The organism is Bdellovibrio sp. BIS2, from assembly GCF_055398295.1.
Genome location: NZ_AP035879.1, coordinates 1,908,007 through 1,919,062 on the forward strand (window position 1 = coordinate 1,908,007; position 11,056 = coordinate 1,919,062).

Here is an 11,056-nt window from a genome sequence, read left to right on the forward strand (position 1 = left end):
GATTAGAAGTTCATCCCCAGAATCACCAGGAAGTTATAGAAGTCCCCGGTCAGATTTTTATCCAGCTTTTCAGTGCCGTCCACATAGGACTTATTTTCGTCACTGAAGTTCACATAGTGATAAGTCCCTTGCAGGCCCAGGTAGGCTTTTTTGCGCATCAAAGGGATCTCCAAACCCGCACCGATATCAAAACCCATCGTTGAATCACGGCTGAAACCATCAAGGCCCGCAATCGTGTAGGTGCGATAGAACTGCCCCAAGCCACCCAGGATGTACGGATTCAGATCCGCAAGCCCGCGGGTCACGTTCTGGGTGTTCATGTAGTACTTCAAGTCAAAGTTCACGGCCGTGATCGACACGTTCCCTTCGTAAGTTTTGGATTGGTTGTTAACGGTGAATTTCACGGCGTGGTCGCCCGTCTGGAAACCCAGGCTCATCGCCAGGCGCAGGTCAAAGAAGTAAGTCAGGAAAATACCAAAAGTCGGAGCCGAGGAATAGGCATCAGCAAAGTTGCCGGTAAAGCCGCGCATACCGCCGGCCAAGCCAATCGTGAAGAAGCGGCCGTTGCGGAAGAAGTTGATGTCAGCCTCTTCGTCGGATTCCTCTTCAAATTCAGAATAATCAGTGAATGGGTCGTAAGCTTCGTCCGCGTCAACTTGGGAAATCAGATAGGATTTGTGATCAGACTGGGCCAGGGATTTCGAGGGTAGGCTAAGCCCCAAAGCAAGTAAAATCAGAAGGCTGTATGTAAGTGATCGAGCTGTGGTTTTCACAAGGTCCCCCTCCTGATATTATCGAATCAAAAGGGGTAAAACTTCAAAGCAAAGTATCAAAACGGAGTCCAGAAATCTTCGATTTGTCTCGCTTTGGGACACCGGACTTTTTAGAGAGGTTCGTTCAGGGCTTTTTCCACGGATTTGGTGATGGAGTCCGAGGAGGGTTTGGTGATCGAACTCCAGCGTTCAACCACCTGTCCTTTGCGATTGATCAGGAACTTTTCAAAATTCCACGCCACATCTTTGAAGATCAAACCGGGCTTTTGTGTCGTCAGGAATTGATAAACCGGCTGAATGTCCTTGCCGCTGACCGGAGCCTTATCAAACAACGGGAAGGTCACGCCAAATTCCTTGGTGGCAAAAGTCTGAACTTCTTCGTTCGTGCCTTTTTCCTGTTTGAAGTCGTTGGATGGGAAGCCCAGAACGACAAAGCCGCGGTCTGCGTATTTTTTGTACATTTCTTCCAGCTCTTTTAACTGGGGTGTGAAGCCGCATTGGGAAGCCGTGTTGACCACCAGAACGACCTTTCCGCGGTATGTGGAGAAGTTGACCTTTTTGCCGGAAAGCGAGTTGGCGGAAAGATCAAAGAAGCTCGCGGGTGTGTCCTTGGCCCAGGCAAAGGAAGTGCACAAAATGAGGGCGATAAGAGCAAAAATACGCATGGTGTCCCCTTGATGCTCGTATTCTAGAGGGGGCGGGGGCAATTCACAAGAAAAAGCCCTGGGAAACCCTTTGGATGCAGTGCGCACCTTTGACTTTATCAATTCGTGATTTTCTAATCATTAAGAGCCTTTAGGATTCTAATTCACTTCAAAAACAGGAGATTATCTCGGCGATGGAACTGGGCAGTCCCGTTATCTTGATTTCAGCATTTGGTCGCGGTCACTGGCTGGCGGCGGCCTTGGCGAAAGAAGGTATCAAAACAACTCTTGTTGATGTGTCTTCGAAACTGGGTGTGTGGCCCTCGGAAGACGTTGAAGGTCCTTTTGGATTTTTGCGCAACGAACGCATTTCCGAGTCCCAGCTTGAGCGTTTGTATTCCGATGATCCTTACGATGAAGTTTCCAACGGCTTTACTTTGTGGCTGAAGGAAGGTCCTTTTGAATTTAAAGGTCCGGTCAGCAAGTACAAGCTGGATCAGTCTTCACTGGCAACCCCAGTCAAAGAACTCATCGCCGGCAGCAGTCCTGATAAAACCGCTAAGAATCTGTACAAGCATCTTGAGGCCTTGAGTTTTGATCAGAGCTGGATTTTGCATCTGGCGCATCAGTGGTCTGGAACCACCTATGCTCCCAATGCCCGCGGAGCCTGCGTCGGGGCGGCGGCACCGCTGTCTTCTTCTTTCCTGGTTCGTCAGGCGACTCGCAATGGCCTTGAAAAATCCCTGACCTGGCTTGCCAGCAAAGGTGTTGAGGTCATGCGCCCGCATCAGATCATGGACGTGTCCTTTGGTGGTGGCAAATCCATCACCGGACTTGAACTTTCCGGTGAAAAACAGGGATTGTTCCGTTTGGAGCAGATCGTCTGGATGCTTTCCAGTGAAGAGACGTATTTCCTGAATGAGCGTCTGGGGAAATACTTCTTCCCGGAAGGGGCGCTGGAGCCTGAATGGTGCTGGGTTCGTTACCGGGTGGGATTGCAGCAATGCTTTGAGCGCGATCGTCTGCCGCTGCATATGCTGGTGGTTGATGATCTGTCGTCACCATGGACTCATGAAAACATGATGGTTCTGCAAAGAACTTCACTGGCAGATCAGTTTGACGTGTGGATGCGAATCCCGACAGTCCAGCGATTCAACAAAGAATACCTGACTGTGCGCAGTGACCGCATGAAGAATCTGCTGATGGCGCGCATGTCGTTGTCGGATCCGCAGATTCTCAGTTTCCCGCAGGAGTATTACTACACTTATGCGCAACTGGGAGCTTCACGCTTCCCGGTGTTCGGGGAAAAACAGACCTCCCGTCGTGGTCGCGCGGGTTTTGTCAATCTTCATCTGGATGGGCCTGAAGTATGGCCGCATTACAGTTGGGGCGCTTACTTTGACAATCATGAGCGCATCCAGTTGCAAATTGTGAACTGGTGGAAAGAAAAACTTCTGAAAGAGCAAAAAGAGAAGAAGCGAAAGGAACAAAATCCGTGATTGAGAGATACACCCGCCCGGAAATGGGCCTTCTTTGGGATGCCGACCACAAGTTCGGAAAAATGATGGAAGTTGAAATTGCCGTGGCGCAGGTTCAATCCCAGCTCGGTATCATTCCCAAGAACGCAGCCAAGGTCATCGCTCAAAAAGCTCGCTTCAATGTGAAAAGAATTTCTGAAATCGAACGCGAAACCAAACACGATGTGATCGCGTTTGTTTCCAATCTGGCTGAAAACGTCGGCCCCCAGGGCAAGTTCATTCATTATGGCATGACTTCTTCGGATGTGCTGGATACGGCCTTCAGTCTGCAAGTGCGCGAGGCGGGTGTGGTTCTTATGAAATCCATCGATGCGCTGGAAAAGTCCCTGAAGTCTTTGGTGACCAAGCACGCTGAAACGCTGTGCGCGGGGCGCACTCACGGGATGTTCGCAGAGCCGACCACGTTCGGATTCAAAATGGCCGGCTTCCTTGCTGAAACCCAACGCAATAAAAAACGGGTGAAAGCCGCTCTTGATAACATGATGATCTGCAAGCTGAGCGGTGCGGTGGGGACTTATTCATCGCAAGCTCCGAAGATTGAATCTCTGGTGGCAAAGAAACTAAAACTTAAAACTGAAACCATCGCCACCCAGGTGATCCCGCGTGACCGTCATGCGGAAATGCTTTCGGCCTTGGCTTTGTTTGGAACGGGTCTTGAGCGTCTGGCTGTGGAACTTCGTCATCTTCAGCGCAGTGATGTGGGTGAGGTGACTGAAGGTTTCACCAAGGGGCAAAAAGGCTCTTCGGCGATGCCGCACAAGAAAAACCCCATCAGTGCGGAAAACATCACCGGCCTTTCCCGTTTGTTGCGTGGTTATGCCATTGCCGGATTTGAGAACGTGGCATTGTGGCACGAGCGTGATATCAGCCATTCTTCGGTTGAACGCGTGGTGTTCCCGGATGCCTTTATTGTGGCGGACTATGCCTGCAACCGCATGAGCATTTTGTTGGATGGTCTGGATGTGAACAAGAAACGCATGATGGACAATATCGAAAGCTCCCAGGGGCAGATTTTCAGCTCCCACGTGCTGCTGGCCCTGATTCAAAAAGGAATGATCCGTGAGGATGCCTACGCGTTGGTGCAGCGTCTGTGTCATTCCCTGTCTTACGGGGAGCATTTGAAAGACAAACTTCTGGTGGATGAGCAGATCCAGAAACTTTTGAAACCCAAAGAGATCGACGAGATCTTCACCGGCAAGAAACATAAAAAAGCCATCAAAGACATCATCAAGAGAGTGTAGACAATGACCTGGAAGTTTTTGAAAGAAAATGATGTGATTGATGTGGTGGCTCCGGGCTATCCGTCCAAACCCGAAGAGGTGGAAGGGGCGCGTGCATTCCTGAAAAAGTGGAATCTGCAGCCGCGCATCCCCAAGGGCATCATCAAGCCGCACTTTTTGCATGCTCATGAAGATGAGGCGCGCTGGCAGTTTATGAAGGCTGCTATCGAGTCCAAGGATTCCCGCGTGATCTGGTGTCTGCGCGGTGGTTACGGCAGCAATCGTCTGATCCCGTTCTTGGCGAAAATGAAAAAGCCCAAAGAACCGAAACTGCTGATCGGTATCAGTGACATTTCCTCTTTGCACACTTTTGTGAATCAGGAATGGGGCTGGTCCAGCCTGCATGCGCCTCTGTTGGATCGTTTGGGACGCAATCTGGTTTCTGCCAAACATGAAAAAGAAATTCATGACATTTTGTTTGGAAAAACCCGCCAGGTTGAATTCAAGAAATTGAAACCAATGAACGAAGCCGCTCGCCAGGTGAAAACCCTGAAATCGAAAATCGTGGGCGGCAATCTGACGGTTTTGCAGTCCACGCTGGGAACGCCTTGGCAGGTTGATGCGGATCGCAGACTGCTGTTTGTTGAGGATATCGGCGAACGCGGCTATCGCATTGATCGCATGTTTGAACAGTTTCGTCAGGCCGGCATTCTGAAAAAATGCCACGGCATTGTGCTGGGTGATTTCATTGGTGGCAACGAACCCAATGGCACTGAAGATAAAACTCAATTGGTCTTTAAACGCTGGGCTGCGGATTTGGAAATTCCGCTCTTTAAGGGTCTTGAAGCCGGACATGCGCCGGTGCAACGACCTGTGCCCTTTAATACTCCCTGTGAACTGGTGGTGGCAAACAACCGCACCGTTCTGACAATCGATACCGGAGGACGTCCATAATGAAATTTTCTGTACTGGAAAAAAATCTGATCACTCAACTTGAAGACCGTATTCGTGACACCACTCCGGGTGTAATGGTGCGTGCTTATCAGGGCGGGCGAATCATCTGTGATGTGGCCGTGGGTAACACGTATGCCTATTACGATCTGGCTAGTTTGACGAAAGTTATTTTCACGACTCAAGCCATGATTCAGGCCTTTGAGGCTGGTAAGTGGAACTTTGAAACCAAAGTGGCGGATCTTTTGCCTTGGTTTGCGCACAAAGAAACCCGCATCACCGAGCTTCTGACTCACAGTTCAGGGCTGGCGTGGTGGTTGCCGCTGTATCAGGAGATCAACACGACTTTGCCGCGCGATAAACGCCGTGAACAGTTGCAGGGCATGCTGCAGAATCTGAAAATTGAGAAGCAAGACACGGCGGTATATTCTGACGTGGGCTTCCTGGTTTTGGGGTTCGTCATTGAAAAACTTTACGACAAGTCTTTGGATGATGTCTGGACGGACATCAAAAACAAATTCTATCTGGGCACGACCTTGGAGTTCCATCCGGATAACAAGCCTGTTCACAAAACCTCTTTGTATGCGCCGACCGAGGAATGTCCGGTTCGCCGCAAACTGGTTCAGGGCGAAGTGCATGATTTGAATGCGTGGTCTTTGGGCGGGGTTTCCACCCATGCGGGCCTGTTTGGCAGCATTGACGATGCCGGCTGGTTCTCTTTGCATCTGCGTTCGCACTTGATGGGAATTGCCCGTTATTCCATCCGTCAGAAGACAGCCCAGTTGTTTGCTAAAAGAGCTTTGCCGGAAGGCAAGGGTGACTGGGCTATGGGTTACATGATGCCGACTCCGGGTTCTGCAAGCTGCGGGACATATTTCTCTTTGGATTCCATTGGGCACACGGGCTTTACGGGAACTTCCGTTTGGTATGATCCCAAGATGGATTTGAGTGTGATCATTCTGTCCAACCGGGTCTTGTACGGATCTGATAACAAAGCCTTTGGCAAATTACGTCCGGAAATTCATAATTGGATTGTTGAAAACTACAGAAGAAGTGGACTTTAAGATGAATATCAAACCAGGCAGTCACATTCACTTGATGGGTATTTGCGGGACGGCGATGGCCTCCATGGCAGGTCTTTTGAAAGACCGCGGCTTTAAAATCACCGGCAGCGATTCCAATCCTTATCCTCCGATGTCGACCCAGTTGGAAAATCTGGGCATCAATATCATGAAAGGCTACAAAGCCGAAAACCTGCATCCAAAGCCAGACTTCGTGATCGTGGGGAACGTGATTTCCGCGAACAACGAAGAAGCCCAAGAGCTGATGAAGCTGGGGATTCCGTACACCTCCCTGCCAAAAGCAATGGGTGAGTTCATCATTGAAAATCGTGAAAGCGTTGTGATCTCCGGGACTCACGGAAAAACCACGACCACTTCGATGATGGCCTGGGTGGCGGAAAATGCCGGAGTAAAACCGGGTTTCCTGATCGGGGGGATTCCGAAGAACTTCTCTCAAAGTTTCAAAAATCCGGAAGGCAATTACTTCATCATCGAGGGTGATGAGTACGACACGGCTTTCTTCGATAAAGTTCCAAAATTCATTCACTACCGTCCAAAACACGTGGTTCTGACTTCTGTGGAATTTGACCACGCGGATATTTACAAGGACCTTGACGACGTGAAGAAATCTTTCGCGCGCCTGATGGAGCTGATTCCTGAAAATGGAACTTTGCTGGCTTGTGCGGAAGACGCCAATGTGATGGAGCTTCGCAAGCTTGCCAAGTGCAAGAACTCTTTCACTTACGGCTTTGGGGCGGAGGCGGATTTCCGCGCGAAGATCATGTTCCAAAATGCCAATGGTCTGGGCTTTGAGGTTCATCACCGCGGTGAGATTCTGGGCCCTTATGCCATGCAGATTACCGGTGAATACAACGTTCTGAATGCGACGGCGGTGGTGGCGATGTCCAAAATGCTGGGCTTCTCTGAAAACCGCATCCAGATTGCGTTGGAGTCTTTCGAAGGTGTGAAGCGCCGTCAGGAGATTCTGGGTGAGCCGAACGGTATTTTGGTGATTGAAGATTTCGCCCACCACCCAACAGCGGTGCGTGAAACGGTGAAAGGCATTCAGAAGAAATATCCGGGCCGCAAGGTGTTCTCGGTGTTTGAACCACGAAGTGCAACATCCCGTCGTAAAGTCTTCCAGAAAGACTATGTGGAGGCCTTCAAAGGTTCTCACGAAGTTCTTCTGGCAAAAGCTTTCGATCAAACCAAGATCGACGAAGAAAACCGTTTCTCCACGCATGAATTGGTCGATGACCTCAAGAAATCCCAAGTGACCGCAGCGGACTTCGACACAGCTGACGACATCGTCGCAGCCCTGAAATCCAAAGCCCACAAAGGCGACGTCATCCTGATCATGAGCAACGGCGGCTTCGACGGCATCTACACCAAACTCCTAAAAGCCCTCGAATAAAAGGTACCTGCTGAATAAAAGGTACCTGCTTACTTTTTCCGAAGCGCTGCGTAAAGACTGTTCAATACCGAGAATTGGACAGTCTGTGCGGGCGCTCATTCTTTTTTACCGTTGGAATTTTGAATTCTGATTTTCGAAGGGCCTTTTGCACCATCTCCTTGTCTTGTGGATCAGGAGCTGTGTTTAGCCAGGCTAATATAGCGTCTGGCGCTTCAAAAAGCGTGTTGTCTGGATATATCGGAAAGCCCAGTCGATGAAATCCCAAAGAGATCGAAAGCGTTGAATGGGGGTAGTCTTGCACTTGATTGCACAGGCCCGCTTCAACTGGATTTCTGTAAATGTATTTGTAGGCGTGTAGATAGTAGAGCGGGTTGCTGATAAGTGTCTTGTGGTACCTGCCGCCATAGATTTGATTTATCATTCCAGCTTTAGTGCTCATGTGTCTGCTGGTCTCTTTCATAAAGTAGTTCATGGCTTCGCCAAGCTTTTGCTTGGGGTCTCTGGCGATCATATGGAAGTGGTTGTCCATTAAAACGAATGACAATATTTCGATTTCGTAGGCGTAAGAAATAAAGAAAAGATAGTCTTCCATAATCGACCATACTGCGGGGCGGGGGATTGGAAACCACTCCCGATTTCGGGAGCGCGCGACGATATGGTAGGGAAGATCGGCAGAAGCCGGAACTATCTTTCTTGGCATGGCAAGACGGTTTTGCAAATACAGTGCGAAATGTGGCTGCAAAATAGGCAATTTTTGATTGAATAAGGCGGCTGGATTCCGGCGCAGTGCTTCGGAAAAAGTAAGCAGGTACCTTTTGAGGGGTGCGGTGCGTTATTTGGGTTTTTTGGGTGAAAGTGGGGCGGGGTTTCGTTAGTTTTTTTGGCCTATGTCGAATCTTACGCCGCTCATGAAACAGTTCTGGGACATCAAGTCTGTCCACCAAGATAAAATCCTTCTTTTCCGTATGGGGGACTTCTTTGAGATGTTCTTTGATGATGCTGTGAAAGCAGCACCGGTGCTGGGAATTGCGCTGACTCAAAGAAATAAAAAATCCCAGGACGAAACGCCGATGTGCGGAGTTCCTCATCACTCTATCGCAGGCCCGATCAATAAACTTCTGGCTGCGGGATTTAAGATCGCCATCTGTGATCAATTGGAAGATCCAAAACTTGCCAAAGGTATCGTGAAGCGCGGTGTGACCCGCGTTCTGACGCCGGGGATGGTTTATGACTCTGACACTCTGGACGGCACAAAGCCTCACTATCTGGTCAGCCTTGATTCCGAATCTTTAAGCTTCCTGGATACAACAACGGGCGAGGCGTTCTTCTTCCGCTCCAAAAAGACCACAGAACTTTTGCGCTTCCTGCAGATTCTGCCGGTGGCCGAGATCGTGATCGCCAAAGAAGATGAATCTTTGCTGACGGGTATTGAGGGTGTGCTGATCAGCCATCATGAAGACATCGCAGATATGCTTCATCCGCTTCTGAAAAACCAGGCGCCGATGTCGGCAGCTCGTTTGGTTTCTTATGTCGGCAATATGTCTGGCGAAGAATCTCTGGCGACCATTTCTCCTTTTGTAATGCGTGATCTTGAGCACCGTCTGGAAATCTCCAGCACGACACTTCGTCACCTGGAAGTTTTCTCGACCTACAAAGGTGAAGGTCTGGGCAGCTTGTTCCACGCCATCAACCGCACGCAGACCTCTGCGGGCAGCCGTTTGCTGCGTCAGTGGTTGAGCTTCCCATTGCGCGACCTGAACGCAATTGAGCAACGACTGAATTCAGTCGAGTTCTGGCGCAATCATGTTCTGGAGCTTAAACGCGTTCGTCAGATTCTGGGTCAGATGGGCGATATCGAGAGACGTCTGGGTAAGATTTCCCAGCCTCAGTGCAATGGCCGTGATCTGCTGGCTTTGGCGGGCAGTGTGCACGCCGGAATCAGTGCTTTGGAAGTTTTGGTTCATGCCACCGGTGGCAAGGCGAACTTTGAGGGTCTGCGCGAGCTGGCTTATAAAATTGAGCGCACCCTGGTTGAAGATCCACCTTTGGCGACCAAGCAGGGTTATTTGATCCGTAATGGTGTGTCTCCGGAACTGGATGAGCTGATTGAGCTTTCCACCAATGCGCAGGCCATGGTGTCTCGCATGGAAGCTGAGGAAAAAGAAAAGACCGGTATTTCCAGTCTGAAGATCCGTTATAACAACGTCTTTGGCTATTACATCGAAATTACCAATTCCCATAAGGACAAAGCACCGGCGCACTATCAGCGCAAGCAGACTTTGACCAATGCAGAACGCTATTGCACAGATGAACTGATCGAACTTGAAAGAAAAGTTCTTAGCGCCAACACCAAGCGTGCGGATCTGGAATTCGAATTCTTTGAAGCTCTTCGTAAAGAAATCCTGGCTCAGTGTCCGGGTCTTTTGGCGCTGGCGCACGAGTGCAGTGAAGTCGACGTGGTGGCAAGCCTTGCATGGCTGAGCCTTGAGGAAAAATACGTCCGTCCGAAATTCTCGGCTGACGGTTCTTTGAAAATGAAAGCCAGCCGCCACCCGGTGGTTGAGCAGACCGTAAAAAAGAACTTCGTTGCCAACGATCTGGAGCTTCGCCAGCATTCCTGCCTGCTGCTGACCGGGCCCAACATGGCCGGTAAATCCACATTGATGCGTCAAGTGGCTTTGAATGCCATCTTGGCACAGATGGGTTCTTTCGTTCCTTGTGACGAGGCCGAAATGCCGATCTTTGATGCGATCTTCACCCGTATTGGGGCGAGTGATCAGTTGTCTGAAGGGCTTTCCACGTTCATGGTCGAGATGACTGAAACATCCGCGATGTTGAAAAATGCCACCAAAGATTCTTTGGTGATTCTGGATGAAGTGGGTCGCGGGACCAGCACCTTTGACGGCATGTGCCTGGCACAATCCATCCTTGAGCATCTGTTGAGTGATGTGAAGGCTTTGACCTTCTTTGCCACTCACTACCACGAACTGACGTCCTTGGATCAGAGCTTCGGTCAGATCACCAACGCCCACATGACAGTGGCGGAAAGAAACGGCGAAATCCGCTTCCTTCACACCCTTGTTAAGGGTCCGGCGTTGAAATCCTACGGGGTTCAGGTGGCCGAGCTTGCTGGTCTGCCAGCGACCGTCACCAAGCGTGCAAAAAGCCTTCTGCGTGACATTGAATCCAAACGTGTTCAAGCCAGCAGCCAGTTGTCGCTTTTGGATTCTTTGACTGCTGAAGAGCCCTACATCGAGGCGGTTGAGGCTGTCGATCCGGAAACAGCCCGCCGTGGTGAGACCATGAAGTCGCTGATGGAAGAGCTGCAAAAGTTCCCGCTGATGCAGACAAGTCCTTTGGATGTTATGAATCAGGTCGCTAAATGGAAAGAGATCGTCGAGCGCGTTTAGACTTGAGTCGGCTGGCAAATTCGGTGATCCTTTAAAGTCAGAGGA

General features: G+C 50.1%; 9 protein-coding genes. 6 read left to right on the top strand and 3 right to left on the bottom strand.

Annotated features, from left to right (window positions below; all coding sequences use genetic code 11):
* Positions 1-2 precede the first annotated feature (2 nt).
* On the bottom strand, positions 3-773 hold the full coding sequence (locus ACZ520_RS09205) for an outer membrane beta-barrel protein (RefSeq protein ID WP_088565281.1): 771 nt from the start codon (positions 771-773) through the stop codon (positions 3-5).
* Between the two features lie 110 nt (positions 774-883).
* Entirely contained in the window at positions 884-1,438 is a 555-nt protein-coding gene (locus ACZ520_RS09210; protein ID WP_374032961.1) for a glutathione peroxidase, read from the bottom strand.
* Between the two features lie 173 nt (positions 1,439-1,611).
* On the opposite strand from ACZ520_RS09210, the gene ACZ520_RS09215 reads away from it, so the two are divergent.
* From ACZ520_RS09215 to mpl, 5 genes are read left to right on the top strand one after another with little or no spacing between them, the layout of a single operon-like run.
* Positions 1,612-2,916 carry a hypothetical protein gene (locus ACZ520_RS09215; protein ID WP_464128346.1) on the top strand — a complete coding sequence of 435 codons (1,305 nt, stop codon included), beginning with the start codon at positions 1,612-1,614 and terminating at the stop codon, positions 2,914-2,916.
* Complete coding sequence (gene purB, locus ACZ520_RS09220; protein ID WP_088565279.1) at positions 2,913-4,196, top strand: adenylosuccinate lyase; 1,284 nt, start codon at positions 2,913-2,915, stop codon at positions 4,194-4,196. Before ACZ520_RS09215 ends, purB begins: the two co-directional genes overlap by 4 nt.
* Before the next feature lie 3 nt (positions 4,197-4,199).
* Positions 4,200-5,129 (top strand): S66 peptidase family protein, encoded by a 930-nt coding sequence (locus ACZ520_RS09225; RefSeq protein ID WP_464128350.1) that lies wholly within the window; start codon positions 4,200-4,202, stop codon positions 5,127-5,129.
* Positions 5,129-6,190 carry a serine hydrolase domain-containing protein gene (locus ACZ520_RS09230; protein WP_374032966.1) on the top strand — a complete coding sequence of 354 codons (1,062 nt, stop codon included), beginning with the start codon at positions 5,129-5,131 and terminating at the stop codon, positions 6,188-6,190. Before ACZ520_RS09225 ends, ACZ520_RS09230 begins: the two co-directional genes overlap by 1 nt.
* On the top strand, positions 6,162-7,601 hold the full coding sequence (gene mpl / locus ACZ520_RS09235) for a UDP-N-acetylmuramate:L-alanyl-gamma-D-glutamyl-meso-diaminopimelate ligase (RefSeq protein WP_416480633.1): 1,440 nt from the start codon (positions 6,162-6,164) through the stop codon (positions 7,599-7,601). Before ACZ520_RS09230 ends, mpl begins: the two co-directional genes overlap by 29 nt.
* A 61-nt stretch (positions 7,602-7,662) precedes the next feature.
* On the opposite strand, the gene ACZ520_RS09240 is transcribed toward mpl, so the two are convergent.
* A complete protein-coding gene (locus ACZ520_RS09240; RefSeq protein ID WP_464128353.1) occupies positions 7,663-8,352 on the bottom strand; it encodes a transposase in 690 nt (229 codons plus the stop codon).
* A gap of 157 nt (positions 8,353-8,509) precedes the next feature.
* On the opposite strand from ACZ520_RS09240, the gene mutS reads away from it, so the two are divergent.
* Positions 8,510-11,011, top strand: a complete 2,502-nt coding sequence (gene mutS, locus ACZ520_RS09245; protein WP_464128356.1) for a DNA mismatch repair protein MutS — start codon at positions 8,510-8,512, stop codon at positions 11,009-11,011.
* The last annotated feature ends 45 nt before the right edge of the window (positions 11,012-11,056 follow it).

Coding starts and splice junctions, on each gene's coding strand:
- ACZ520_RS09210 (WP_374032961.1), bottom strand. CDS start 1,438: ATGCGTATTTTTGCTCTTATCGCCCTCATTTTGTGCACTTCCTTTGCC.
- ACZ520_RS09215 (WP_464128346.1), top strand. CDS start 1,612: ATGGAACTGGGCAGTCCCGTTATCTTGATTTCAGCATTTGGTCGCGGT.
- ACZ520_RS09225 (WP_464128350.1), top strand. CDS start 4,200: ATGACCTGGAAGTTTTTGAAAGAAAATGATGTGATTGATGTGGTGGCT.
- ACZ520_RS09230 (WP_374032966.1), top strand. CDS start 5,129: ATGAAATTTTCTGTACTGGAAAAAAATCTGATCACTCAACTTGAAGAC.
- mutS (WP_464128356.1), top strand. CDS start 8,510: ATGAAACAGTTCTGGGACATCAAGTCTGTCCACCAAGATAAAATCCTT.